General features: G+C 72.4%; 23 protein-coding genes. 16 read left to right on the forward strand and 7 right to left on the reverse strand.

Annotated elements, in window-relative coordinates; all coding sequences use genetic code 11:
• The first annotated feature begins 216 nt into the window (after nt 1-216).
• The 5 genes from ACZ5FU_RS02975 to ACZ5FU_RS02995 all read left to right on the forward strand — a co-directional run bounded on the left by ACZ5FU_RS02975 (nt 217) and on the right by ACZ5FU_RS02995 (nt 3,289).
• Nucleotides 217-606, forward strand: a complete 390-nt coding sequence (locus ACZ5FU_RS02975) for a CPCC family cysteine-rich protein (RefSeq protein ID WP_451525379.1) — start codon at nt 217-219, stop codon at nt 604-606.
• Entirely contained in the window at nt 603-977 is a 375-nt protein-coding gene (locus ACZ5FU_RS02980) for a HEAT repeat domain-containing protein (protein ID WP_451525378.1), read from the forward strand. The genes ACZ5FU_RS02975 and ACZ5FU_RS02980 overlap by 4 nt, the downstream gene beginning before the upstream one ends.
• Nucleotides 978-1,474: 497 nt before the next feature.
• Nucleotides 1,475-2,767, forward strand: a complete 1,293-nt coding sequence (locus ACZ5FU_RS02985) for a hypothetical protein (protein ID WP_451525377.1) — start codon at nt 1,475-1,477, stop codon at nt 2,765-2,767.
• A complete protein-coding gene (locus tag ACZ5FU_RS02990; protein ID WP_030774626.1) occupies nt 2,764-3,033 on the forward strand; it encodes a type II toxin-antitoxin system Phd/YefM family antitoxin in 270 nt (89 codons plus the stop codon). Before ACZ5FU_RS02985 ends, ACZ5FU_RS02990 begins: the two co-directional genes overlap by 4 nt.
• Complete coding sequence (locus tag ACZ5FU_RS02995) at nt 3,026-3,289, forward strand: type II toxin-antitoxin system RelE family toxin (protein WP_451525376.1); 264 nt, start codon at nt 3,026-3,028, stop codon at nt 3,287-3,289. Before ACZ5FU_RS02990 ends, ACZ5FU_RS02995 begins: the two co-directional genes overlap by 8 nt.
• Nucleotides 3,290-3,373: 84 nt before the next feature.
• Here ACZ5FU_RS02995 and ychF read toward each other — a convergent pair whose 3' ends face one another.
• Nucleotides 3,374-4,462: a redox-regulated ATPase YchF gene (gene ychF, locus ACZ5FU_RS03000; RefSeq protein ID WP_451525375.1), complete on the reverse strand. Its 1,089-nt coding sequence runs from the start codon at nt 4,460-4,462 to the stop codon at nt 3,374-3,376.
• Between the two features lie 418 nt (nt 4,463-4,880).
• On the opposite strand from ychF, the gene ACZ5FU_RS03005 reads away from it, so the two are divergent.
• Nucleotides 4,881-5,405: a DUF6542 domain-containing protein gene (locus tag ACZ5FU_RS03005; RefSeq protein ID WP_469044305.1), complete on the forward strand. Its 525-nt coding sequence runs from the start codon at nt 4,881-4,883 to the stop codon at nt 5,403-5,405.
• A 447-nt stretch (nt 5,406-5,852) separates the two neighbouring features.
• On the opposite strand, the gene ppgK is transcribed toward ACZ5FU_RS03005, so the two are convergent.
• Together ppgK and ACZ5FU_RS03015 are read right to left on the reverse strand one after the other, a co-directional pair.
• A complete protein-coding gene (gene ppgK / locus ACZ5FU_RS03010; protein ID WP_451525373.1) occupies nt 5,853-6,602 on the reverse strand; it encodes a polyphosphate--glucose phosphotransferase in 750 nt (249 codons plus the stop codon).
• A 29-nt stretch (nt 6,603-6,631) separates the two neighbouring features.
• Complete coding sequence (locus ACZ5FU_RS03015; RefSeq protein ID WP_451525372.1) at nt 6,632-7,657, reverse strand: 4-hydroxy-3-methylbut-2-enyl diphosphate reductase; 1,026 nt, start codon at nt 7,655-7,657, stop codon at nt 6,632-6,634.
• Between the two features lie 100 nt (nt 7,658-7,757).
• On the opposite strand from ACZ5FU_RS03015, the gene xseA reads away from it, so the two are divergent.
• The 3 genes from xseA (at nt 7,758) to ACZ5FU_RS03030 (ending at nt 9,958) form a co-directional block, all read left to right on the forward strand.
• Complete coding sequence (xseA, locus tag ACZ5FU_RS03020) at nt 7,758-8,981, forward strand: exodeoxyribonuclease VII large subunit (RefSeq protein ID WP_451525371.1); 1,224 nt, start codon at nt 7,758-7,760, stop codon at nt 8,979-8,981.
• A complete protein-coding gene (locus ACZ5FU_RS03025) occupies nt 8,978-9,202 on the forward strand; it encodes an exodeoxyribonuclease VII small subunit (protein ID WP_451525370.1) in 225 nt (74 codons plus the stop codon). Before xseA ends, ACZ5FU_RS03025 begins: the two co-directional genes overlap by 4 nt.
• Nucleotides 9,203-9,367: 165 nt before the next feature.
• Entirely contained in the window at nt 9,368-9,958 is a 591-nt protein-coding gene (locus ACZ5FU_RS03030) for a malonic semialdehyde reductase (protein WP_451525369.1), read from the forward strand.
• 162 nt (nt 9,959-10,120) lie between these two features.
• Here ACZ5FU_RS03030 and ACZ5FU_RS03035 read toward each other — a convergent pair whose 3' ends face one another.
• A complete protein-coding gene (locus tag ACZ5FU_RS03035; protein WP_451525368.1) occupies nt 10,121-10,648 on the reverse strand; it encodes a DUF4245 domain-containing protein in 528 nt (175 codons plus the stop codon).
• A 124-nt stretch (nt 10,649-10,772) separates the two neighbouring features.
• On the opposite strand from ACZ5FU_RS03035, the gene glpX reads away from it, so the two are divergent.
• Nucleotides 10,773-11,807 carry a class II fructose-bisphosphatase gene (glpX, locus tag ACZ5FU_RS03040; protein ID WP_451525367.1) on the forward strand — a complete coding sequence of 345 codons (1,035 nt, stop codon included), beginning with the start codon at nt 10,773-10,775 and terminating at the stop codon, nt 11,805-11,807.
• 175 nt (nt 11,808-11,982) lie between these two features.
• Here glpX and ACZ5FU_RS03045 read toward each other — a convergent pair whose 3' ends face one another.
• Both ACZ5FU_RS03045 and ACZ5FU_RS03050 read right to left on the reverse strand, forming a co-directional pair.
• A complete protein-coding gene (locus ACZ5FU_RS03045; RefSeq protein ID WP_451525366.1) occupies nt 11,983-12,357 on the reverse strand; it encodes a WhiB family transcriptional regulator in 375 nt (124 codons plus the stop codon).
• A 121-nt stretch (nt 12,358-12,478) separates the two neighbouring features.
• Nucleotides 12,479-13,168 (reverse strand): DUF1707 SHOCT-like domain-containing protein, encoded by a 690-nt coding sequence (locus ACZ5FU_RS03050; protein WP_469044307.1) that lies wholly within the window; start codon nt 13,166-13,168, stop codon nt 12,479-12,481.
• 167 nt (nt 13,169-13,335) lie between these two features.
• Here ACZ5FU_RS03050 and ACZ5FU_RS03055 point away from each other — a divergent pair, with 167 nt between their 5' ends.
• The 4 genes from ACZ5FU_RS03055 to ACZ5FU_RS03070 all read left to right on the forward strand — a co-directional run bounded on the left by ACZ5FU_RS03055 (nt 13,336) and on the right by ACZ5FU_RS03070 (nt 19,667).
• On the forward strand, nt 13,336-15,003 hold the full coding sequence (locus tag ACZ5FU_RS03055; protein ID WP_451525364.1) for a fumarate hydratase: 1,668 nt from the start codon (nt 13,336-13,338) through the stop codon (nt 15,001-15,003).
• Between the two features lie 124 nt (nt 15,004-15,127).
• On the forward strand, nt 15,128-16,513 hold the full coding sequence (locus ACZ5FU_RS03060; protein WP_451525363.1) for a class II fumarate hydratase: 1,386 nt from the start codon (nt 15,128-15,130) through the stop codon (nt 16,511-16,513).
• Nucleotides 16,514-16,585: 72 nt separating this feature from the next.
• Nucleotides 16,586-17,278 (forward strand): cytidylyl-2-hydroxypropylphosphonate hydrolase, encoded by a 693-nt coding sequence (fomD, locus tag ACZ5FU_RS03065; RefSeq protein WP_469044309.1) that lies wholly within the window; start codon nt 16,586-16,588, stop codon nt 17,276-17,278.
• A 295-nt stretch (nt 17,279-17,573) separates the two neighbouring features.
• Nucleotides 17,574-19,667 carry a SpoIIE family protein phosphatase gene (locus tag ACZ5FU_RS03070; protein WP_469044311.1) on the forward strand — a complete coding sequence of 698 codons (2,094 nt, stop codon included), beginning with the start codon at nt 17,574-17,576 and terminating at the stop codon, nt 19,665-19,667.
• Between the two features lie 323 nt (nt 19,668-19,990).
• On the opposite strand, the gene ACZ5FU_RS03075 is transcribed toward ACZ5FU_RS03070, so the two are convergent.
• Entirely contained in the window at nt 19,991-22,411 is a 2,421-nt protein-coding gene (locus ACZ5FU_RS03075; protein ID WP_469044313.1) for a transglycosylase domain-containing protein, read from the reverse strand.
• A 315-nt stretch (nt 22,412-22,726) separates the two neighbouring features.
• On the opposite strand from ACZ5FU_RS03075, the gene ACZ5FU_RS03080 reads away from it, so the two are divergent.
• Together ACZ5FU_RS03080 and ACZ5FU_RS03085 are read left to right on the forward strand one after the other, a co-directional pair.
• Nucleotides 22,727-23,674, forward strand: coding sequence for an SPFH domain-containing protein (locus ACZ5FU_RS03080; RefSeq protein WP_451525359.1), 948 nt, complete (start codon nt 22,727-22,729; stop codon nt 23,672-23,674).
• Nucleotides 23,620-24,000: a type II toxin-antitoxin system antitoxin gene (locus ACZ5FU_RS03085; protein WP_468643034.1), complete on the forward strand. Its 381-nt coding sequence runs from the start codon at nt 23,620-23,622 to the stop codon at nt 23,998-24,000. The genes ACZ5FU_RS03080 and ACZ5FU_RS03085 overlap by 55 nt, the downstream gene beginning before the upstream one ends.
• Nucleotides 24,001-24,254 lie beyond the last annotated feature (254 nt).

The following is a 24,254-nucleotide window of genomic DNA, read 5'->3' on the forward strand; positions in this document are numbered from 1 at the left end:
GCCCGACCCGCCAACAGGCGGGTCGGGCACGGTTCTCGACGAGACGTCAGACGTTGAAGCGGAATGCCTGCGGCCCGCTCCTGACCTGCGACGGAGGCTCACCCAGGGCTCTGAGCCGGGATTTCCTCGTTGGCAGGCGTTGGCACCCGACGGCCGTTTACGGGTGTCCCACGGACTGGTTGCGGACTGGCTGGGCACGCCGAGGCAGAGAAATCCATGGCGCACCGGCGGGACCTGCAACGAGACTGCGCAGGTGAGGGACTCCTCCCCCTGTCCCTGCTGCGGGCACCGCGTGCTGGGCGCGATGCCCGGCTCGTACGAGATCTGCCCGTCTGCTTCTGGGAGGACGACGGGGGCCAGTTCCGCCGGCCGACCATGGCAGGCGGGGCGAACAAGGTCTCCCTGATCGAGGCCCAGCGCAACTACCAGGACTTCGGCGCCTGCGCCGAGGACGAGCCGCTCGACCCCGCCTGGCGTCCCATCGACCTGACACGCGACTCCTTCGAGGACCGGGCGGCCGAGGACCGCGCCCCGTGGCCCGACGACCACGCGGTGCTCTGCTGGTGGCTCCCCACCTTCTGGCGCCGGGACCACTCCGCGTCATGACCTCCCACATCGAGACACTCGTCCAACAGCTCGACGGCAAGGCCGACGAGTCCTCCGACGCCCGCGCGGAGCTGATCTGGATCGGCGCCGACGCCATACCCGCCGTCATCAACGGCCTGCCCTCCCTCGGCGGCTTCGGTCGGCTGACCGCCATCGAGGTCTTCGAAGAGGTGGGCGATCCACGCTGCGGCCCCGCTCTCATCGGCCTGCTGGACAGCGACAACCCGACCGTCCGCGAATGGGCGGCCATGGCCCTGGCAGCCTGGAGATCGACGGCGCGGTCGAGCCCCTGTGCCGCGCCTGCCGCGCCTACCTGGAACGCGCGACCCCACCGGACCGGACCGAGCCCGACGGCATCCGCTGGGCCCTGACCGAACTCGGCGTCCGCAAACCTGTCGTCCCGGCGCTCACCGTGCGCCTACGAGCCACCGCGGCGGACGACGCCCCGGGCTGGCCCTCGGCCCACTTCACCGAAGTCATCGACGACCTCGCCGACCACGCCCAGGTGATCCTCTGCTCCCAGTTCTGGTGCGTGGACGCCGGCAGCACGTACGGCATCTCCGGCACCGGACTGGACTGGGAACTCGACTGGACCGCGCCCTGGGAGCACCTGGTCGAAGAGTCCCGCGCGTGGGACGCCTCGGCTACCCCAGCCACATCCCCGCCGGACAGCGCCGCTGGGCGGACCTCCGATGCGAGTTCGCCAACGGCTGGACCCGGCCGTAACCGCAGCGGCCTCGCCGGCCGTGAACAGCCTGCCTGCCGCAGGCTGCCTGGATGTGCTCGCGATCCCTCTCCGCGACGGGCGTCTGCCAGGACCACCGTGCGACCGCGCCGGGCTGTCGGTGGCGGCTGCTTTCATGGCGCCATGAGCACTGTGCACGAGGTCGCCTCACTCCTCCCCGGCCCTGCCGAACTCCGCGCCCATCTGAACGCGTTGGCGGTCCTGGACGCCACGATCGGCGACGATCCACGGTTCTGCGTCTACACCTTCGATGCCACGCGAGGCCCTGGTGAGGAAACGGCCCTGATGGTGAACGGGTCGGGGGACGACTTCTCCGTCCACTTCACCCCGGCCGGTGTGCTCATACGCGGCTTCGACCACGAGTCGGAGATGAGCCCGTACGGGACGAACGACGAGCAGGTCTGGCCTGGCGTCATCGATGGAGTGCCCGCCGCGCTTCGCCCCATCCTGGACGAACCCGCCTTCCGTGACGAGGGCATCGACGCCCCGCGCGTCACCGCCTGCCTGTGGCGGGAGACCGGCGACACCTCCTGGCGGACCGGCCCGGCCGTCTCCTTCCCCTCCGGCAGCGAGGACCCGGATGGCTCCGACTTCCTCTTCCATCTCCTCACCGACCGGTCACCCGAGGCCGTACAGGCTCACTTCGCGGACTACTACGAGCGCCCTGTCCCCCTCGACGCCGTCCGCCACGTCCTCGCAGGGCGTCCCCTCACCCCTGCGATCATCACAGCCCTCAACCCGGTCACTCTCTCGGACGACGTGCTGCTCCGCAGACTCGCCGCGCATCGCGAGGCCGCCGCCTACCTGGCCTGCGACGGTGAGTTCGACTTCGACCGTACCGACCCGATCGACCCGATCGCCCTCCCCAACGGCCTCCCGGTGGAGCCCATCGCCGGCTGCAACGCGGGCGGCACCCACTACCTCTGCGGCCCGGCCGTTCCCGGCGCCCCCCGCCCCGTCCTCTACACCGACTCCGAGGGCCGGGCCTCCCTCATCGCCGAGTCCCTCGCCGAGGCCCTGACCCTCGCCATCGTCCTCCCGTCCTGGCACGACGCCCTGGCCGGCATCCGCCCCCCGGCCCTCAACGCCGACCACCTCGCCGACCACCCGGACCACCCCGCCGTCCGCGACCGCCTCATGGCCGCCCTCCGACTCCCCTCGGCCACCGGGCAGGAAGTCCTGACCCGCCTCCTCACCACAGCGGCTCGCACCGTCCCCGACGGTTTCCTCCCTCACGACCCGAACGAGAAGAACTCCGCCTTCGAGCCGATGCTCGAACCGTCTGTCGAGCAGGGCCGACCACCAGCACCCGTCCAGCCCGGTGGGAAGTCGTCCAGTACATCCAGCCCTGCTCGGCCCGGCCCCACCTTGGGCGATGGTGTACACATGGCACACTCGGTACGCTTGAGCGCATGACGCAGCCGCTGCCCATAGAGTCCATCCGCGACGTGCGCGCTCACCTGGCCGAAGTCGTCGAACGGGCCGACCGCGACGACGTACCCACTGTCATCACCCGTCGCGGCAAGCAGGTCGCCGCCGTGGTCTCGATCGAGGTGCTTCGCAAGTACCAGGAGTGGGAAGAGCGCGAGATCAACCGCATCATCGACGAGCGCATGGCGAGCCCGGCCGTCGGCGTCCCGATCGAGGACGTGATGAGGGAGACGCTGGCACGCAGTGAGTGACTACCGCGCGGTGTTCCGGCCCGAGGCCCAGGCCGAGCTGCGCAAGATCCCGCGTGACATGGCGCTTCGCATCCTGGCCAAACTGACAGAGCTGGAAAGCGACCCCTTCGGTTTCGACACCACCCCACTCGTGTCCCAGCCCGAGCGTCGCCGCCTACGGGTCGGCGACTACCGCGTCGTCTACACGATCGACAACGGGGAACTGGTGGTGTGGGTCGTCCACGTCGGACACCGCTCCACGGTCTACGACACGTAGCTGCTCCAGGCTCTGCGGACTGCCGCGGACAGCACAACGGCCTGACCTGCTTTCTCGCAGGTCAGGCCGTTTGTCCACGTCCAATCAGACGTTGAAGCGGAACTCCACCACGTCGCCGTCCTGCATCACGTAGTCCTTGCCCTCCATGCGGGCCTTGCCCTTGGCGCGGGCCTCGGCGACCGAGCCGGTCTCCACCAGGTCGGCGAAGGAGATGACCTCCGCCTTGATGAAGCCCTTCTGGAAGTCGGTGTGGATGACGCCGGCGGCCTCGGGGGCGGTGGCGCCCTTCTTGATCGTCCAGGCGCGGGACTCCTTGGGGCCTGCCGTGAGGTAGGTCTGGAGGCCGAGGGTGTCGAAGCCGACGCGGGCGAGGGTGGTCAGGCCCGGCTCCTCGGCGCCGACCGACTCCAGCAGCTCCATGGCGTCCGCCTCGTCGAGTTCGGCGAGGTCCGCCTCCAGCTTGGCGTTGAGGAAGATCGCCTCGGCGGGGGCGACCAGGGCGCGCTGCTCGTCCTTGAAGTCCTCGTCCATCAGCTCGTCCTCGTCGACGTTGAAGACGTAGAGGAAGGGCTTGGTGGTGAGCAGGTGCAGGTCGTGCAGCAGTTCGCTGCGCTCGGTGCCCTGGGCGATCCCCTGCGAGAAGAGCGTGTCGCCCCTCTCCAGGATCTCCTTGGCCTCCTCCACGGCCTTCACCTTCGGGCCGATGTCCTTCTTGATCCGCGACTCCTTCTGGAGCCGGGGCAGGACCTTCTCGACGGTCTGGAGGTCGGCGAGGATCAGCTCGGTGTTGATCGTCTCGATGTCGTCCTTCGGCGAGACCTTGCCGTCGACGTGCACGACGTTCTCGTCCTTGAAGGCGCGGATGACCTGGCAGATCGCGTCGGACTCGCGGATGTTCGCCAGGAACTTGTTGCCCAGGCCCTCACCCTCGGACGCGCCGCGCACGATGCCCGCGATGTCGACGAAGTCGACCGTCGCCGGGAGGATCCGCTGCGACCCGAAGATCTCCGCGAGCTTGGTGAGCCGGGCGTCGGGGACGCCCACGACGCCCACGTTCGGCTCGATCGTGGCGAACGGGTAGTTGGCCGCCAGCACGTCGTTCTTGGTCAGGGCGTTGAACAGGGTCGACTTGCCGACATTCGGCAGACCGACGATTCCGATCGTGAGCGACACGTTGCGACTTCCCGTAGTGAGAGGGCCAGGGGGCCAGGGGGCTGGCCGATCCCCCAGTTTACGGCGTGCCCGCGCCCGCCCCGGCGGACCTGTCGAACGCTTGGCCAAGGTCGCCCCTCCGGCGTGTCCCGTGCCCGATTCGGCATATGAACCGACTTAGGTTGGTCCGGTGGAGCAACACAGGACGCGACCCCCGCAGAACGGAACACGACGCGGCGGCCCGCCCCTGCCGCCCCGGGCCGGCCGCCGCCGGGCCGGTACCCCCCGCCGCGGGAAGGGGCCGGCGCGCGCCGGCCGGGAGGACGCGCCACAGCTCTCCGGTCCCGGGTCCCGCTCCGGTGCGCCGCGCGGCTCGGGTCCGGGTGCGCCGCCGCGGTCCGGCGGTGCGCCGCGGCTCCCGAAGCCGGCCCGCGCACCCGTGTCGCCCCCGGCGGCGGCCCGGCGGCTGCCCGGTCCCCGGCTCACCGGCCTGGGCACCGGACTGTTCGGCGTGCTGCTGATGCTGGCGCTCGGCCTGCTCGCCCTGCTGCTGGGCGCCTCGCAGACGGCGTACGGCGTGCTGTTCCTGCCGGTGTGCGTGCTGTGCGGGCTGTGGGTGCGGCAGGCCGAACTGCTCGCCGCACCCGTCGTGGTGCCGATCGCCTTCGCGGCGGGCGTCCTGCCGCTGGCCGAGGACGGCGACGGACTCGGCGCCCGGCTCATGGCACTGGCCACCGCCCTGGCCACCCAGGTGGGCTGGCTGTACGGCGGCACGCTCCTGGCCGCGCTGACCGTGCTGGCGCGCCGGGTGGTCCTGGTGGCCCGGCGACGGGCCACCACCCGCCGCCAGGTCGTGTCCGACGGGCTTTTCGCCCGGACGGACCGGCCGGAACCTGCCGGAGTCAGCCCGGGTCGGATCGGTCCGGGCGGGCCGGACCAGGCCGAGCCGGATCGGCTCAGGTAGAGCCGGATCCGCTCAGGTAGAGCCGGATCCGCTCAGGTAGAGCCGGATCGAGTCGAGCCGGACCAGAACGGTCCAGGCCGGATCGGGCCAGAACGCTCCAGGCCGGGGCGGGCAGGATCAAGGAGCCGGGCCGGAGCCCCGGCGACCGGCGGCAATGCCGCGAGAGGCTGCGCCGGGCCCCGCGAACTCGGCCGATCCGGCCGACAGGCCCCTGGTTCCGGACCCGCCGACCGGGCCCCGGCCCGAACCGCCGACGGTTCCGACCACGGGGGGGGCAGGGCCGGCCCGGACTGTCGTCGGCTCCGGTCCCCGCCGCCCCGGCCCTCGGGCCCGGCGACGGGGCCGGTCCGGGCCACCGTGGCCCCCAACCTTCGGGGACGGGACCTGCCCGGGCCGCCGTGGCCCCGGCCTCCCCGGCGACGGGGCCGGACGGGGCCGCCCCGACCGCTAGCGGCTCTCCTTCGCCGCCCGCATCGCCGCGCCGACGATCCCCGCGTTGTTCTGGAGCTGCGCCGGGACGATCTCGGCCTTGATGCCCTCGATGTGGTGCAGGAACTTCTCGGACTTGCGGCTGACGCCGCCGCCGATGATGAACAGCTCGGGCGAGAAGAGCATCTCGACGTGCGCGAGGTACTTCTGGACGCGGTGCGCCCAGTGCTCCCAGGTCAGCTCGCCGTCCTCCCTGGCCTTGCTGGAGGCGCGCTTCTCGGCGTCGTGGCCGTTCAGTTCGAGGTGGCCCAGCTCGGTGTTGGGGACGAGGGTCCCGTCCACGAAGACGGCGCTGCCGATGCCGGTGCCGAAGGTGAGGAGGATGACCGTGCCCCGGCGGTCGCGGCCGGCACCGAAGGCGACCTCGGCGACACCCGCCGCGTCGGCGTCGTTGACCACCGTCACCGGCAGTCCGCCCAGCCGCTCGCCGAACAGGGCGCGCGCGTCCGTGTCGACCCAGCTCCTGTCGACGTTGGCCGCCGTGCGGATCGTGGAGCCGCCGGTGACCACGCCCGGGAAGGTCAGGCCGACCGGGCCCGTCCAGCCGAAGTTCTCGATCACCTGCCGCACGCCGTCGGCCACGCCGTCGGGCGTCGCCGGTTGCGGGGTGAGCACCTTGAAGCGCTCCTGGGCGAGGTCGCCCCTGTCCAGGTCCACAGGGGCGCCCTTGATCCCGGATCCACCGATGTCCACGCCGAAGATCTGCATGGCCCCACGTTACGACGGCGGACGGACCGTCACTCTCCCGAGGTCGGCGCCGGGCCGCTCCCGCCCCGCCCGGCCACCAGCGCGGCGGCCTCCTCGCGCAGGTCGCGGCGGAGTTCCTTGGGCAGCGAGAAGACGATGTGCTCGTCGGCGGCCTTCACCAGCTCCACGTCGTCGTAGCCGTGCTCGGCGAGCCGGCCGAGGACCTCCTCGACGAGGATCTCGGGGACGGAGGCACCGGAGGTGACGCCGACCGTCGTCACCCCTTCCAGCCACGCCTCGTCGATCTCGCTCGCGAAGTCCACCAGGTAGGCCGCGCGGGCACCGGCGAGCTTGGCGACCTCGACGAGCCGCTTGGAGTTCGAGGAGTTGCGCGAGCCGACGACGATGACCAGCTCGGCCTCGGCGCCCATCTGCTTCACCGCGAGCTGACGGTTCTGCGTGGCGTAGCAGATGTCGTCGCTGGGCGGGGAGATGAGCTGCGGGAACTTGTCCTTGAGGGCGTCGACGGTCTCCATCGTCTCGTCGACGGAGAGGGTGGTCTGCGACAGCCAGACGACCCTGGAGGGGTCGCGGACCTCGACCTTGGCGACGTCCTCGGGCCCGTCGACGAGCTGGATGTGGTCGGGGGCCTCGCCGGAGGTGCCGATGACCTCCTCGTGGCCCTCGTGGCCGATCAGCAGGATGTCGTAGTCCTCGGCGGCGAAGCGGACGGCTTCCTTGTGGACCTTCGTGACGAGCGGGCAGGTCGCGTCGATGGTGGCCAGCCGGCCGCGCTCGGCCTCCTCGTGGACGACCGGGGCGACGCCGTGCGCCGAGAACATGACGATGTTGCCCGGCGGGACCTCCTCCGTCCGTTCGACGAAGACGGCGCCCTTCTTCTCCAGGGTCTGCACGACGTACTTGTTGTGCACGATCTCGTGGCGGACGTAGACGGGAGCGCCGTACTGCTCCAGGGCTTTCTCGACGGCGATCACGGCGCGGTCCACTCCCGCGCAGTAGCCCCGGGGGGCGGCGAGCAGGACACGGCGGCCAGACGAAGCGGTCATGCGTCCCATCGTAAGGCCGGGTGCGGAGGCGTGGAGATCGCGTACGGGTCCGGGCCGGCGGGCCGTGCGCGTGCGGGGTGTTGTCGGTGCCGGCCACTACTCTCGCGGCATGGCTGTCAATACGTCCGCCGAGGCCCCGCTGCCCGTCGGCGAGGTCTCGCGGCTCATCGGCGGGTGGATCGAGCGGCTCGGCGCGGTGTGGGTCGAGGGGCAGATCACCCAGTTGTCGCGGCGTCCCGGCGCGGGCGTCGTGTTCCTGACGCTGCGCGACCCGTCGCACGACGTCTCCGTGAGCGTGACCTGCTTCCGGCAGGTCTTCGACGCGGTCGCGGACGTCGTCGGCGAGGGCGCCCGCGTCGTCGTGCACGCCAAGCCGGAGTGGTACGCCCCGCGGGGGCAGCTGTCGCTGCGGGCCGTCGAGATACGGCCCGTGGGCGTCGGGGAGCTGCTGGCGCGGCTGGAGCAGCTGAAGAGGTCGCTGGCGGCCGAGGGCCTCTTCGCCGCCGAGCGGAAGAAGCCGCTGCCCTTCCTGCCGCAGCTGGTCGGGCTGGTGTGCGGGCGGGCCTCGGCCGCGGAGCGGGACGTGCTGGAGAACGCCCGGCGCCGCTGGCCCGCCGTCCGCTTCGAGGTGCGCAACGTCGCGGTGCAGGGCGTGCACGCCGTGGCGCAGGTCGTCCAGGCCGTGAAGGAGCTGGACGGCCTGGAGGAGGTGGACGTGATCGTCGTCGCGCGCGGGGGCGGCAGCGTGGAGGATCTGCTGCCGTTCTCCGACGAGCAGCTGGTGCGGACGGTGGCGGCCTGCCGTACGCCGGTGGTGTCGGCGATCGGGCACGAGCCCGACAATCCGCTGCTGGACCACGTGGCCGACCTGCGGGCCTCCACGCCGACCGACGCGGCGAAGAAGGTGGTGCCGGACGTCGGCGAGGAGCTGGAGCGGGTGCGGACGCTGCGCGGCCGGGCGAGGAGGTCCGTGGAGGCGTTCGTGGAGCGCGAGGAGCGCGGGCTGGACCACGCGCTGGGCCGGCCGGCGCTGCGGGATCCGCACCGGATGGTCGACGAGCGCGCGGACCACGTCTCCTCGCTGGTCGACCGCTCGCGGCGGACGCTCGGGCACCTCCTGGACCGCGCCGACTCCGAGCTGGCGCACACGCACGCGCGCGTGGTGGGCCTCTCCCCCGCGGCGACGCTGAAGCGGGGGTACGCGGTGCTGCAGAGGGCCGACGGGCACGTGGTCCGGGATCCGGGCGAGGTGACGGCGGACGAGGCGCTCCGGGCGCGGGTCGCCGCAGGTGAGTTCACGGTTCGAGTCGACGATCAGGGAATGGGTGCATGACGGGCAGGACGGACGAGGCGCCGGGGTACGAGCAGGCGCGCGACGAGCTGATCGAGGTGGTGCGCCGCCTGGAGGCGGGGGGCACGACGCTGGAGGAGTCCCTCGCCCTGTGGGAGCGCGGGGAGGAGCTGGCCAAGGTGTGCCGGCGCTGGCTGGAGGGCGCGCGGGCCCGGCTGGACGCGGCGCTCACCGAGGAGGAGGGGGCCGCCGAGGAGGAGTAGGCGGCGGCGCGGGCCGGGGCGGACGGACCGGCCGGCGACGGTGGGTGTGAGGCGGGTCACTGACGCCTCAGTTTTTGTTGAACGTTGAATTTCTTTGGCGTACTGTCGAGCACGTCAACCGGCCCGGCGCCGGGCCACCGACGCCCACCCCGAGGAAGATCCCCCATGTCTCTCGTTCTTGACCCCGCCGCCCAGGACCTGCTGTTCCGCGAGGCCCACACCGCCAACACCTTCACCGACGAGCCGGTGACGGAGGAGCAGGTCCAGGCGATCTACGACCTGGTCAAGTTCGGCCCCACCGCCTTCAACCAGAACCCGCTGCGCGTCACCCTGGTCCGCTCCCCCGAGGCCCGCGAGCGCCTCGTGCGGCACATGGCCGAGGGCAACCGGGCCAAGACGGCCACCGCCCCGCTGGTCGCGATCCTCTCCGCGGACAACGAGTTCCACGAGGAGCTGCCGACCCTGTTCCCGGCGTTCCCGCAGGCCAAGGACGCCTTCTTCGCCGAGCGCCCGGTCCGCGAGGGCTCGGCCGCGCTGAACGCCGCCCTCCAGGCCGCCTACTTCATCGTCGGCGTCCGCGCCGCCGGTCTCGCCGCCGGCCCGATGACCGGCTTCGACGCCGAGGGCGTCCGCAAGGAGTTCCTGGACGACGACCACGCCCCGCTGATCGTCGTCAACATCGGCAAGCCGGGCGAGGGCGCCTCCTACCCGCGCTCCCCGCGCCTGTCGTACGAGCAGGTCTTCACCACCGTCTGAGACGCGGGAACCGCCCCCGGGCGCGAGGCCCCTCCCGAGAGGCGGCGCCCGCCCCGGGGCGCGAGGACCGGCGCCCCGGACGCGGCGCGCTCCGTGTACGACGAAGGCACCCGGCGGATCCGCCGGGTGCCTTCGTCGTACACGGAGCGCGGGCGGGGAGGCTCACGCGAGCTTCAGGGCGCCCGCCATCTCGGCCAGCTGGGCGAACGGCGCCGTACCCGCGACGACCGTGGTGGCGCCGTCGGTGCCCTCCAGCACCAGGGCGTCGTAGCGGCCGCCGGTCCAGCGGGTCCAGGTGCGGCCGGCGATGTCCTCGGTCACCTTCGTCTCATGGGAACCCTGACTCGCGTCGTCGATGAACGGGGCGCGCTCCTGAGTCGACTGCTCCACCGTCACGTACTCCCCGTCGGGAGAGTGGAAACCGAGGTGCCAGGCGTCGAACTCGGCGCCGTCGAAGCGCACCGAGGTCGCCTTCCAGTCCGGGGACAGCCCCTCGGGCGCGGCCACCGGGTACGAGGCCGCGCGGCGCGCCGTCAGCAGCTCCACGCGGTAGTCGACCCGCTTCACGTCGGGGGCGGCACTGTCGTCGTGCGGGATGAAGAAGTACATCACCAGACCGGCGACCATGATCAGGCCCAGCGAGAGCACCATGTCCCGGACCGTCTGCGTCTTGCCTTTCGAACCTGCCACGCCCCTATCGTCGCAGGTGCCGGGTCCGCTCATCCGTGGGGTCCCCTGCTCATTTTGTCGTACTGACGATAGAGTCGAGCCGAACCCTCATCCGGCCGTCGTCGTATCAGAAAGGTGCGCTCCGATGACCGAGCATCATCATCTGCCGTCCGAACTCGATGTCCCCTCCGAGGCTCCCGACCGCAACCTCGCCCTGGAACTGGTCAGGGTGACCGAAGCCGCCGCCATGGCGGCGGGCCGCTGGGTGGGACGCGGCGACAAGAACGGCGCCGACGGCGCGGCGGTGCGCGCGATGCGGACCCTCGTCTCCACCGTCTCGATGAACGGCGTCGTCGTCATCGGCGAGGGCGAGAAGGACGAAGCCCCGATGCTCTTCAACGGCGAGCGCGTCGGTGACGGCACCGGACCCGAGGTCGACATCGCCGTCGACCCCATCGACGGCACCACGCTGACGGCCAAGGGCATGCCGAACGCGATCGCCGTCCTCGCGGCCACCGAGCGCGGCGCCATGTTCGACCCGTCCGCCGTGTTCTACATGGACAAGCTGGTCACCGGCCCCGAGGCCGCCGACTTCGTCGACATCGACGCCCCCGTGGCGGTGAACATCCGCCGGGTCGCCAAGGCCAAGCGGGCCACCCCGGAGGACGTCACCGTCGTCATCCTGGACCGGCCGCGGCACGAGGGGATCATCGACGAGATCCGCCGGACCGGCGCCCGCATCAAGCTCATCTCCGACGGTGACGTCGCCGGGTCCATCCTCGCGCTGCGCGAAGGCACCGGCGTCGACCTCCTCCTCGGCATCGGCGGCACCCCGGAGGGCATCATCTCGGCCTGCGCCGTGAAGTGCCTGGGCGGCACCATCCAGGGCAAGCTGTGGCCGAAGGACGAGGAGGAGCGGCAGCGGGCGGTCGACGCCGGGCACGACCTCGACCGCGTGCTGACCACCGAGGACCTGGTCACCGGGGAGAACGTGTTCTTCGTCGCCACCGGCATCACGGACGGCGAGCTGCTGCGGGGCGTGCGGTACCGGTCCGAGACGGCGGTCACCGACTCGATCGTGATGCGGTCGAAGTCGGGGACGGTGCGCAGGATCGACTCCGAGCACCGCCTGAGCAAGCTGCGGGCCTACAGCGCGATCGACTTCGACCGGGCGAAGTAGCTCCGCCACCCGCCGGACGGGGCCGCGGACCACGGGCACGTGCGAGCCCGCCGCGACCGGTCCCGCCCGCACGCCGGGCGGGCCCCGCACCCCGAGGGGTGCGGCGGCCGTCCCGCCGGAAAGGGCGCCCCCGGTGCGGTGGGGGCGCCCTTTCCCGTGAAGGTCGCTGTCGGCCCTAACCGGCCGCCGCTATGCGGTCCGCCGGTCTGGCCGTCTTCTTCAGTTCCACGTCCCGGCGACGGCGGCGGGCGAGGACCACCCGGCGTTCCGCCGCGGTCAGGCCGCCCCAGACGCCGTAGGGCTCCGGTTGCAGCAGGGCGTGTTCGCGGCACTCCACCATGACCGGACAGCGGGCGCAGACCCGCTTGGCCGCCTCCTCACGGGACAGGCGGGCCGCGGTGGGCTCCTTGGAAGGGGCGAAGAACAGGCCCGCCTCGTCGCGCCGGCACACCGCTTCGGTGTGCCATGGCGCGTCCTGGTCCCTGTCTCGCGTCGGCAGCCGCTGGGCCGGCACGACAGCGACCTGGGACGAATGCGGCGATTGCAGCACGGTCTACTCCTGACGACGGCTTCGCGAGCGAGAGACGATGCAGCAAGGCCTACCCGCTGTGCGTGCGCCTATGCACTGAGTTCCCGCCCGCCGCCTCCGCCACCTGCCGCACCCCCGGCCGTCAGTGCTCCAGGTGCTTGCGCCGAACCCGGTCGACCCGGCGGTGGACCCGGTCGAGGATGTCCGCGACGACCCTGCCGCGCCGGGGCCGGGCGTCGACGCTGCCGAGGACGGACCAGCCGTCGACGTAGACGACGGGGGCGTCGGGATCGGGCGAGTCCAGGGTGCGCACCTCGAAGGTGCCGAGGACGCCGCCGCCGGTGCCGCGCAGCGACACGTTCTCCGGGACGCGGATGTCGACGCTGCCGAAGACCGCGAACGCCTTGATGACGACCTGCCGGTACTCGAAGACCGCCTCGCTCAGGTCGATGTCGACGCTGCCGAGGACCGCGTAGGCGTGGATGCGGCGGCCCGCGCGCCAGCGGCCCTTGCGGCCGGCGGCGCTGAGGACCGCGACCAGGGTGTCGTCCGGGTCGGCCGGGACGGACCCGGCCGTCGGGCGGTTGGGGGCCGGGACGGGCGCCGACACCTGCGGCCGGTGCGCGGCGGGCAGGTCCCTCACGAACACGTCCAGCTCGCCGACCGTCTTCGCGGCCAGCACGCCCTCGACGCGCTCGGCGTGCTCGTCGGCCGTCAGGCGCCCCTCGGCGAGAGCCTCGCGCAGGATGTCGGCGATGCGGTCGCGGTCGGCGTCCGAGGCACGCAACTCGCTCACCGCGGCGCGCGGTCCGTTCTGCTTCTCAAGGTCCACGACGGCAGCGTACCGAAACACGATAGATCGCGATAGCCCTCCTCGCCGGCGGGGCGACGGCCGACTGAGCCTTACCTCACAAGCTCGCCGCGGCCGGCAGGTTCTACCCTGGTGGGCGCCGCCAACGGAGGCCGGCCGCGCTGTCTGTCGAGTGAGGAATGGGCGACATGCCTGAGTTCGCGTACACCGATCTGCTCCCCATGGGAGAGGACACCACCCCCTACCGGCTGGTGACCTCCGAGGGTGTCTCCACCTTCGAGGCCGACGGGCGGACGTTCCTCAAGGTGGAGCCGGAGGCGCTGCGCAAGCTCGCCGAGGAGGCGATCCACGACATCCAGCACTACCTGCGCCCGGCCCACCTCGCGCAGCTGCGCCGGATCATCGACGACCCCGAGGCGTCGGGCAACGACAAGTTCGTCGCGCTGGACCTGCTGAAGAACGCGAACATCGCGGCCGCCGGCGTGCTCCCCATGTGCCAGGACACCGGCACCGCCATCGTCATGGGCAAGCGCGGCCAGCACGTCCTCACCGAGGGCGGCGACGAGGAGGCCCTCAGCCGCGGCATCTACGACGCCTACCTCAACCTCAACCTGCGCTACTCGCAGATGGCCCCCCTCACCATGTGGGAGGAGAAGAACACCGGCTCCAACCTGCCGGCCCAGATCGAGCTGTACGCCGCCGACGGCGGCGCCTACAAGTTCCTCTTCATGGCCAAGGGCGGCGGCAGCGCCAACAAGTCCTTCCTCTACCAGGAGACGAAGGCCGTCCTCAACGAGGCCTCCATGATGAAGTTCCTGGAGGAGAAGATCCGCTCCCTCGGCACGGCCGCCTGCCCGCCGTACCACCTGGCGATCGTGGTCGGCGGCACCTCCGCCGAGTACGCCCTCAAGACCGCCAAGTACGCCTCCGCGCACTACCTCGACGAGATCCCCGCCGAGGGCTCGCCGCTCGGGCACGGCTTCCGGGACAAGGAGCTGGAGGAGAAGGTCTTCGAACTGACGCAGAGGATCGGGATCGGCGCGCAGTTCGGCGGCAAGTACTTCTGCCACGACGTGCGGGTGGTGCGGCTCCCGCGGCACGGCGCCTCGTGCCCGGTCGCGATCGCCGTGTCGTGCTCCGCCGACCGCCAGGCCGTCGCGAAGATCACCGCCGAGGGCGTCTTCCTGGAGCAGCTGGAGACGGACCCGGCGCGGTTCCTGCCCGAGACCACGGACGAGCACCTGGACGAGTCCTCCGACGTGGTGCGGATCGACCTGAACCAGCCGATGGACACGATCCTCGCCGAGCTGACCAAGTACCCGGTGAAGACCCGGCTGTCACTGTCCGGACCGCTCGTCGTGGCCCGCGACATCGCGCACGCCAAGATCAAGGAACGCCTCGACGCCGGTGAGGAGATGCCGCAGTACCTGAAGGACCACCCGGTGTACTACGCCGGCCCGGCGAAGACCCCCGAGGGCTACGCGTCCGGTTCCTTCGGCCCGACGACGGCCGGCCGCATGGACTCCTACGTCGAGCAGTTCCAGGCCGCCGGCGGCTCCCGGGTCATGCTCGCCAAGGGCAACCGCAGCAAGCAGGTCACCGACGCGTGCGGCACCCACGGCGGCTTCTACCTCGGCTCCATCGGCGGCCCCGCCGCCCGGCTCGCCCAGGACTGCATCAAGAAGGTCGAGGTCGTCGAGTACGAGGAGCTCGGCATGGAGGCGGTCTGGAAGATCGAGGTCGAGGACTTCCCGGCGTTCATCGTGGTCGACGACAAGGGCAACGACTTCTTCCAGGATCCCGCCCCGGCGCCGACGTTCACCACCATCCCCGTGCGGGGCCCCGGCCTGGTGTAGGGCCGTGGGGCGGCGGGTCTCGCGCCCGCCGTCCCGCCCCTCCCTCCCGGTTCCGACCGGGACGGGCCTCCCCGGACGGCTCGTCGGCCGGAACAACCGGGGCCCGTCCCACGCTGTACCCCGTATGACCGAATACCGCATCGAGCACGACTCCATGGGCGAGGTCCGCGTCCCGGCGGACGCCAAGTGGCGGGCCCAGACCCAGCGCGCCGTCGAGAACTTCCCCGTCTCGGGGCAGCGCCTCGAGCGCGCCCACATCGAGGCGCTGGCCCGGATCAAGGGGGCCGCCGCGAAGGTGAACGCCGGGCTGGGGGTGCTCGACGGGGAGATCGCCCGCGCGATCCAGGAGGCGGCCGCCGAGGTGGCCGAGGGGGCGTGGGACGCGCACTTCCCGGTGGACGTGTTCCAGACGGGTTCGGGGACGTCGTCGAACATGAACGCCAACGAGGTGATCGCCACCCTGGCGACCGAGCGGCTGGGCCGGGACGTCCACCCGAACGACCACGTGAACGCCTCGCAGTCGTCCAACGACGTCTTCCCGTCGTCGATCCACATCGCCGCCACCGCCGCCGTCACCCGTGACCTGATCCCCGCCCTGGAGCACCTGGCCGCCGCCCTGGAGCGCAAGGCGGAGGAGTTCTCCGACGTGGTGAAGTCGGGGCGCACCCACCTCATGGACGCCACGCCCGTGACCCTGGGGCAGGAGTTCGGCGGGTACGCCGCGCAGGTGCGGTACGGCGTCGAGCGGCTGACGGCCTCCCTGCCCCGGCTCGCCGAACTGCCGCTGGGCGGAACGGCGGTGGGGACGGGCATCAACACGCCGCCCGGTTTCTCCGCGGCCGTCATCGGGGAGGTCGCCTCCGTCACCGGGCTGCCGCTGACGGAGGCGCGCGACCACTTCGAGGCGCAGGGCGCGCGCGACGGCGTCGTGGAGACCAGCGGGCAGCTGCGGACGATCGCCGTGGGGCTGACGAAGATCGCCAACGATCTGCGGTGGATGGCCTCGGGGCCGCGGACCGGGCTGGCGGAGATCTCGCTGCCCGACCTGCAGCCGGGGTCCTCGATCATGCCGGGCAAGGTCAACCCGGTGGTCCCGGAGGCGGTGCTGATGGTCGCCGCGCAGGTCGTCGGGAACGACGCCACCGTGGCGACGGCGGGCGCGGCCGGCAACTTCGAGCTGAACGTGATGCTGCCGGTCATCGCCAAGAACGTGCTGGAGTCGGTCCGGCTGCTCGCCAACGTGTCGCGGCTGCTCGCCGACCGGACCGTGGACGGGATCGTCGCCCACCGCGAACGCGCCCGCGAGTACGCCGAGTCCTCGCCGTCCGTCGTCACCCCGCTGAACAGGTACATCGGGTACGAGGAGGCCGCGAAGGTCGCCAAGAGGGCGCTGGCCGAGCGCCGGACGATCCGCGAGACGGTGCTCGACGGCGGGTACGTGGAGCGCGGCGACCTCACGCTCGAGCAGCTCGACGAGGCGCTCGATGTCCTGCGGATGACACGGCCGTGACGTTTCGCGCCCGGCGCGAGAACCGTGACGCGTACCGCAGCGTCGTATGCCCATGACACCTAATATCTGTGCATGGCAGACGGCGGAGCGGTGAGGCGCGTAGGGACGGGCGGGGCGACGGGGTTCTGGCGGCCCGGGGACCAGATCCTGTGGCGGTATCGGGAGAACGGCGGTCCGGGTGTCCACATCGCCCGTCCGGTCACCGTCGTCCGGGACGACGAGGAGCTGCTCGCGGTGTGGCTGGCCCCCGGCACCCAGTGCGTCAGACCCGTGCTCGCCGACGGCACTCCCCCGCACCAGGAGCCGCTGCGCACGCGCTACACCAAGCCGCGGAGGGTGGTGCCGGGCCGCTGGCTCGGCACCGGTGTGCTGAAGCTGGCCCGGCCCGGTGAGCCGTGGTCGGTGTGGCTGTTCTGGGAGCCGGGCTGGCGCTTCAAGAACTGGTACGTCAACTTCGAGGAGCCGCTGGCCCGTTGGGACGGCGGGGTGGACTCGGAGGACCACTTCCTGGATCTGTGCGTCTATCCCGACCGTTCCTGGGACTGGCGCGACGAGGACGAGTTCGCGCAGGCCCAGCGGGACGGGCTGATGGACGCGCCGGTGGCCGAGCGGGTCCGGGAGGCCGGCCGGTCGGCGGTGGAGGTGGTCCGTGCCTGGGGCGCGCCGTTCGCCGACGGCTGGGAGGACTGGCGCCCGGATCGGTCCTGGACCGTGCCGTCGCTGCCGCGGGACTGGCATCGCACGCCCGCGCGCCTGTCCACATGAGACCCTTGATGTGCCCCCGGGCGGCAAACGTAGGATCGTCCTCCGCAAGGGCGCTCCACCGTAACTCCCGGAGCGGGTGCCAGGTCTGACCGAACGTCACCGAGGGGCGGCAGGACGTGAGCGAGGGGTACGAGGGCAGTACCGGCAGGGGCCGCGGTGGGCCCACCGGTGGCACAGGAACAGCCTCTGACCACACGGGAAATCCGTTCCGGGGACACGTGTTCCGGGTATCGGGTTCTCTGCGGGACCGACTGCACGCGCGGCGCGCAGCCCCGGACGGACGGATTCGACACGCGTGACGGAGCAGCCCACCTCCTACGAACGCCCTCAGGGCGTGGACCCCACGGACGACCGCGGGGCGCTCCTGCGTGCCCAGGAGCCCGCACCGGGTGCCGCCGCCTTACCGCCGGCCGCCCAGGCCCGTACCGACGGCGCGCCGGGCACCACCGCGCCGGGCGGCCCGGCGCCTCGTCCCCAGGGGAAGGATCAGGCCGTTTCCGACGCCGAGCACGCACAGCCCGCGGCGGGCACCGGGCCGGACTCCCACCGGCCGCGCCCCGCGCCCGAGGCCGTACCGCTCCAGCCGGGCGCCGAGGCGCGCCCGGACGGCCGGGAGCGGCGGACCGGGCAGGCGCCCGCGGCCGGCCGGCAGCCCACGCCGATGCGGCGGGACGGCGACCGGCTGCGTTTCGTGGGCGCGGCGACCCGGCGGATCGCCCGCGGCCTGGACCTGGACGAGATCGTGATGGGGCTGTGCCGGGCCACCGTGCCGACCTTCTCCGACGCGATCCTGGTCTACCTGCGCGATCCGCTGCCGGTCGGTGACGAGCGGCCGGTCGTCGACCGGGTCGTGCTGCGGCTGCGGCGCACCGACCGGATCCCCGAGGAGCGCGAGCCCGAGCCCGGGTTCGCGCAGCTCGGTCTGCCGCCGCCCGAGGCGCCGGAGCTGTCGGAGCTGTCGGCGGCGATCGCGGAGCTGTGCGAGGTGCGTCCGGGCGGGGCCCTCGCCGAGGTGCTGCGCGGGGTGCGTCCGGTGTTCGCGGACACTCCGGCGGCGACCGTCGCGCTGCCCGAGCTCCTCGGTGCGGAGAGCCGGCTGGACATTCCGGGCGGGCAGCGGGCGATCCTCGCGCCGCTGCGCGGCCGGCGCCGGGTGATCGGGGCCGCGGTCTTCATCCGCCGTCCCGAACGCATCCCGTTCGACGCGGACGACCTGCTGGTGGCCGCGCAGCTCGCCACGCACAGCGCGCTGGGCATCGACAAGGCGGTGCTGTACGACCGCGAGGCGTACATCGCCGACGAGCTCCAGCGCACGATGCTGCCGGAGACCCTGCCGCGGCCCACGGGTGTGCGGCTGGCCTCCCGCTATCTGCCGGCGGCGGAGACCGCGCGGGTGGGCGGCGACTGGTACGACGCGATCCCGCTGCCGGGCAGCCGCGTCGCGCTGGTGGTCGGTGACGTCATGGGGCACTCCATGACCAGCGCCGCCATCATGGGCCAGCTGCGCACCACGGCGCAGACGCTGGCCGGGCTGGACCTGCCGCCGCAGGAGGTCCTGCACCATCTGGACGAGCAGGCCCAGCGGCTGGGCACCGACCGCATGGCGACCTGCCTCTACGCCGTCTACGACCCGGTGGCGCACCGCATCACCATCGCCAACGCCGGTCATCCCCCGCCCGTCCTGCTGCACCTGGGCGGCCGGGCCGAGGTGCTGCGGGTGCCGCCGGGCGCCCCGATCGGGGTGGGCGGCGTCGACTTCGAGGTGGTCGAGCTGGACGCGCCCGCCGGTGCCACCCTGCTGCTGTACACGGACGGTCTGGTGGAGTCCCGGCTGCGGGACGTGGCGACCGGCATAGAGCAGCTGCGCGAGAAGCTCGCCGCGACCGCGCAGCTGACCGGTCCCGACCATCCGCCGCCGCTGGAGGCCCTGTGCGACGAGGTCCTCGACATGCTCGGCCCCGGGGACCGGGACGACGACATCGCGCTGCTGGCCGCCCGCTTCGACGGGATCGCGCCCAGTGACGTGGCGTACTGGTTCCTGGAGCCGGAGGACGCGGCTCCGGGGCGGGCCAGACGCCTCGCCCGGCAGGCGCTGGCCCGCTGGGACATGGAGGAGATGACGGACTCCGTCGAGCTGCTGGTGAGCGAGGTGGTCACCAACGCGGTGCGGTACACCACCCGGCCGGTGTCGCTGCGGCTGCTGCGCACCGACGTGCTGCGCTGCGAGGTCGGCGACGACGTGCCGCAGCTGCCCCGGCTGCGGCAGGCCCGTGCCACCGACGAGGGCGGCCGCGGGCTGTACCTGGTGAACCGGCTGGCCCGGCGGTGGGGGGCGACCCGGCTGAGCGCCGGAAAGGTGGTCTGGTTCGAGTTGAACCAGGGCTCGTAGGGGCCGGAGCTCGTGGGAGCCGGAGCTCGTGGGCCGTCCCGGCGGCAGGACGGCGGTACGGCAGGGGACGGCGGTACGGCGGAGGGGGGGGCCCCCCAGTTTGCGGGGGCCCCCCCCCCCCCGTCGGCCCACCCCCGGGGCGCCCCCCCCGCAGGGGGGCGCCGCCGCACATCCGGTCCACGGGGGGGGGGGGGGGGGGGGGGGGGGGGCGCCGGGGGGGCGGCGGGGGGGGGGGGGGGGGGGGGGGGGGGGGGGGGGGGGGGCCCCGGTCTCGCGGCGGGCCCCCCCCTCCGCCGTGTCCGCTCCCGCCGTGTCCGCCCCCGCTACTGGTCGCCGCTGCCGAACTGCGGATCCAGCGGGTTCTGGGGCTGCTCGGTCGTCGGCGTCCCCGTGGTCGGTGTCTGCGACGGTTCCTCCGTCGTGGGTTCCTGTGACGGTTCCTGCGTGGTCGGCGACTGTGACGGGGTCTGCGTCTTCGACGGCTCGCTCGACGGGGAGGCCGTGGTCGGTTCCTCCGACGGTTCCTCCGAGGGCGACTGCGAGGGGCTCGCCGTGGCGCTCGGCTGGACCGCCGCGCCCTGGTCGGTCTCCAGGTCGAACGCGCTGACCTTGCCGGACACCCCGAAGGTGTACGCCGCCCAGATCTGCGCCGGGTAGCCGCCGCCGTTGACGCGGCCCTTGCCGGGGAGCAGGCCGGTCGCGCCGGTCATGGTGACCTGGGGGTGCGGCGCCTCGGCGGACTCGCCGAACAGGCCGACCGAGGTGACCAGGTCGGGCGTGTAGGCGGTGAACCAGGCCGACTTGTTGTCGTCGGAGGTGCCCGTCTTGCCCGCGACCTTCTGCCCGTTGCGCAGGGGGTTGTCCCGTACGGACTTGCGGGCCGTGCCGTCGTCGACCACGCCGGTGAGCACCGAGGTGACCGTGTCGGCGGCCTTGCGGCTGACGACCTGGTCGCCGATCGGGTCGGCCGGCTCGACCGCGTGGGCGCTGTTCTCCGCGGACTTGATGAGGGTCGGGGTGACCTTCTTGCCGTGGTTGTCGAGGGTCGCGTAGACGCCGGCCATCTGCAGCGGGCTCGCGCCCATGGTGCCGAGGGTCTGCGCGGGCACGGCCTTCAGGTCCGCGGTGTCCATGCCGAGGTCGGAGGCGGTCTTGAGGACCTTGTCCATGCCGACGTCGACGCCCAGCTGGGCGAAGACGGAGTTGACGGACTGGTTCATCGCCGTCTGGACGGTGACGTCCCCGTAGTCGACGTCGTCCTCGTTCTCCGGGGCGAAGCCGATGTCGCTGCCGACGACGGGGCGCTTGCTGGTGCCGTCGTAGACCGTGTTCACGTCGATCTTCTCGTCGTCCTGGGTCACCGCGCCCTGGTCCAGGGCGGCGGCCAGGATCACCGGCTTGAAGGTGGAGGCGGGCTGGTAGTCGGTGCGGGTGGCGTTGTTGGTGTAGTGCTTGACGTAGTCGACACCGCCGTACATCGCCACGACCGCGCCCGTCCCGGGGTCGACCGAGACGGCGCCCGCCTGGATGTCGCCGTCGACCGGGCGCTTCTTCGCGTCCAGCTTGCTGGTCAGCTGTTCCTTGACGGACTTCTCCAGCGCCTTCTGCTTCTTCTTCTCGACGTTGAGGGTGATGTTCCAGCCGCCGGCGCTGACCATCGCCTCGGCCTCCTGGGCGCTGTCGGCGACGCCCTGGGCGACGAGCTGCTTCTCCAGCTCGCTGTTGGCGGCCTTCACCAGATAGCCGACCTGGCCCTCCTGGCCGGGGGCGGGCTTGGGCTCCTCGGGGACCGGGAACTCCATGCCGTCGCGCTCGGTCCGGTCCAGCCAGTCCTCCTCGACCATGTTGTCGAGGACGTAGTTCCAGCGCTGCTGGACCAGCTTCTTGCCGGTGTCGGAGGCGGCGGCCCAGTCGTACTGGCTGGGGGCCTGGAGGAGGGCCGCGAGGTAGGCGCCCTGGGGGACGGTGAGCTTGTCGGCGTCGACGCGGTAGTAGGCCTGGGCGGCGGCCTGGATGCCGTAGGCGCCGCGGCCGTAGTAGCTGGTGTTGAGGTAGCCGGCCAGGATGTAGTCCTTGGACTTCTCCCGGTCCAGCTTGAGGGAGATGACCAGTTCCTTGAGCTTGCGGGTGACCGTCTGTTCCTGGGTCAGGTAGTAGTTCTTGACGTACTGCTGGGTGATCGTCGAACCGCCCTGGGCGCCCTTGCCCATGACCGTGTTGAGGACACCGCGCGCGGTGCCCCTCAGGTCGACGCCGGCGTCGTCGTAGAAGCTCTTGTTCTCGGCGGCGACGAAGGCGTGCTGGACCTCCTTGGGGACGTCGGCGAGGTCGACGTTCTCGCGGTTGAGCTTGCCGTCGCGGGCCAGCAGGGTGCCATCGCTGTACTTGTAGACGTTGCTCTGCAGCTGGGCGTCGGCGTTCGCGGTGTCCGGGATCGGCGTCGTCATGTAGAGGAGGACGAAGGCGCCGATGACGAGCACGCAGAAACCCAGGAAGCCGCCGAGCACCTTCTTCCAGGTGAACAGGCGGCGTATGCGGCCCTTGCCGCCCTCGGCACCCCTGCCGCCCTTCCTCGTGCCGCGGCGGGCCGCCGCGCGTCCGCCGGCCGCGGCGTGCGTCGCACCCTGCGCGGACGGCGCCGGCTCGGTGCGCGACTCGGGGGCCGCCGGCTGCGACGAGTGGTTCCCGGGCGCCGCGCGACGACCACCACGCTGCCGCGCCCGTCTCTCTTCCGCTCGTCCCATGAGTCCGCTCGCTCCGCTTCCTGTTCGGCAGTCACACCAGTGCCCGGAGGCAGGTCAGCTCAGAAAGCTAACACCGCTCTCTGTGACGAACGGGTCTCGATCCGGCCCCACGGGGGCGTGAGAATCAGCACCCCGCGCGGGGGAACCGGCGCACCGTCGCACCGAGACCGACACACCGTTCCACCGAGACCGACGCCCGGGAGGGCCCGAGGGTTGCCGACATGCGATAAAGTGATATCACTTAGATAGACCACAGTTCGTCCGCGGACGGCCGCCGGACCACCGGCCCGCGCGTCCGCGAGAAACGGGGGACCCATGTCCGCGAACGAGTCCGCGCACGACCCGTCGGCCACCGCCGACGTGCCCGAGATGCCCGCCCCGCGGGTGCGCGAGTTCCCGGCCCGCAGCGTCGGCGGCGGCCTCGCGCTGCTGTCCGGCCTGGCCGGGCTGCTGGCCGGCGCCGGGATGATCGCGGCCGCCACCACCGTGACCGCGGCCGGCGGCAAGGCCGCGCTGATCGCCGGCGGCGTCCTCGTCGCGCTCGCCGCGTTCCTCGCGATGTGCGGGCTGAACACGGTGGCGCCGGGCGAGGCCCGCGTGGTGCAGCTGTTCGGCCGCTACCGGGGGACCATCCGCGAGGACGGACTGCGCTGGGTGAACCCCTTCACCTCCCGCGAGAAGATCTCGACCCGCGTCCGCAACCACGAGACCGCCGTCCTCAAGGTCAACGACGCCTACGGCAACCCCATCGAGCTGGCCGCGGTCGTCGTGTGGAAGGTGCAGGACACCGCGCAGGCCTCCTTCGAGGTGGACGACTTCGTGGAGTTCGTCTCCACCCAGACCGAGGCCGCGGTCCGGCACATAGCCATCGAGTACCCCTACGACGCCCACGACGAGGACGGGCTCTCGCTGCGCGGCAACGCCGAGGAGATCACCGAGAAGCTCGCCGTCGAGCTGCACGCGCGCGTGGCGGCCGCCGGCGTGCGGATCGTCGAGTCCCGCTTCACCCACCTCGCCTACGCTCCGGAGATCGCCTCCGCGATGCTCCAGCGGCAGCAGGCCGGCGCGGTGGTCGCGGCGCGGCGCGAGATCGTGGACGGCGCGGTCGGCATGGTGGAGGCCGCGCTCGGCCGGATCGCCGAGCAGGGCATCGTGGAACTGGACGAGGAGCGGAAGGCGGCGATGGTGTCCAACCTGATGGTCGTGCTGTGCGGGGACCGGGCACCGCAGCCGGTGCTGAACACGGGGACGCTCTACCAGTGACCTCGCCCGAGGAGGGGGCCGCCCCCCGGCGTCGGCCGCAGCAGCGCAAGCAGGTGCTGCTGCGGCTCGATCCGCTGGTGTACGACGCGCTGGCCCGGTGGGCCTCCGACGAACTGCGGTCGGCGAACGCGCAGATCGAGTTCCTGCTCCGGAGGGCGCTGAAGGAGGCGGGCAGGCTGCCCGGCGAGGCCGGCCCCCTGCCCCGCCGGGGAAGGCCTCCCGGCTCCCCCGGTCCCGGCTCCCCCGGCTCCTCCCCGCCCGGCCCCCCGGGCGCCCCCGGCCCCGGCTCCCCCGGGGGCGCCACGCCGGGGCCCCCGCCGGCCTGACCGCTCGAACCTCCCGGACGGAGGCCCGTCGAGCCGGCCGCGACCTCCGGCAGCCGCCCCCGGCCACCCGCCCCTCCCGTTCCCGGCCGGCCCGCTCACCCGGCCCGCTCGCCCGCCCCCCGGCCGGCCCGCTCGTCCGCCCCCCGTCCGGCCACCTCGTCCGACCGCCGTGCCCGGCTGCCGCACCCCGGACGACCCCGGACGACCCCTGTGGCGAACCTGTGACAATCGGCCCCCACCTGCGGCGTCACCCG

This window comes from Streptomyces sp. NPDC031554 (genome assembly GCF_055580685.1).

Coding starts and splice junctions, on each gene's coding strand:
- ppgK (WP_451525373.1), bottom strand. CDS start 6,602: ATGCAGATCTTCGGCGTGGACATCGGTGGATCCGGGATCAAGGGCGCC.
- ACZ5FU_RS02975 (WP_451525379.1), top strand. CDS start 217: ATGGCGCACCGGCGGGACCTGCAACGAGACTGCGCAGGTGAGGGACTC.
- ACZ5FU_RS03030 (WP_451525369.1), top strand. CDS start 9,368: ATGTCTCTCGTTCTTGACCCCGCCGCCCAGGACCTGCTGTTCCGCGAG.
- ACZ5FU_RS03060 (WP_451525363.1), top strand. CDS start 15,128: ATGACCGAATACCGCATCGAGCACGACTCCATGGGCGAGGTCCGCGTC.
- glpX (WP_451525367.1), top strand. CDS start 10,773: ATGACCGAGCATCATCATCTGCCGTCCGAACTCGATGTCCCCTCCGAG.
- ACZ5FU_RS03015 (WP_451525372.1), bottom strand. CDS start 7,657: ATGGGACGCATGACCGCTTCGTCTGGCCGCCGTGTCCTGCTCGCCGCC.
- ACZ5FU_RS03075 (WP_469044313.1), bottom strand. CDS start 22,411: ATGGGACGAGCGGAAGAGAGACGGGCGCGGCAGCGTGGTGGTCGTCGC.
- ACZ5FU_RS03025 (WP_451525370.1), top strand. CDS start 8,978: ATGACGGGCAGGACGGACGAGGCGCCGGGGTACGAGCAGGCGCGCGAC.
- ACZ5FU_RS03080 (WP_451525359.1), top strand. CDS start 22,727: ATGTCCGCGAACGAGTCCGCGCACGACCCGTCGGCCACCGCCGACGTG.
- ACZ5FU_RS02985 (WP_451525377.1), top strand. CDS start 1,475: ATGAGCACTGTGCACGAGGTCGCCTCACTCCTCCCCGGCCCTGCCGAA.
- ACZ5FU_RS02990 (WP_030774626.1), top strand. CDS start 2,764: ATGACGCAGCCGCTGCCCATAGAGTCCATCCGCGACGTGCGCGCTCAC.
- ACZ5FU_RS03055 (WP_451525364.1), top strand. CDS start 13,336: ATGCCTGAGTTCGCGTACACCGATCTGCTCCCCATGGGAGAGGACACC.
- ACZ5FU_RS02980 (WP_451525378.1), top strand. CDS start 603: ATGACCTCCCACATCGAGACACTCGTCCAACAGCTCGACGGCAAGGCC.
- fomD (WP_469044309.1), top strand. CDS start 16,586: ATGGCAGACGGCGGAGCGGTGAGGCGCGTAGGGACGGGCGGGGCGACG.
- xseA (WP_451525371.1), top strand. CDS start 7,758: ATGGCTGTCAATACGTCCGCCGAGGCCCCGCTGCCCGTCGGCGAGGTC.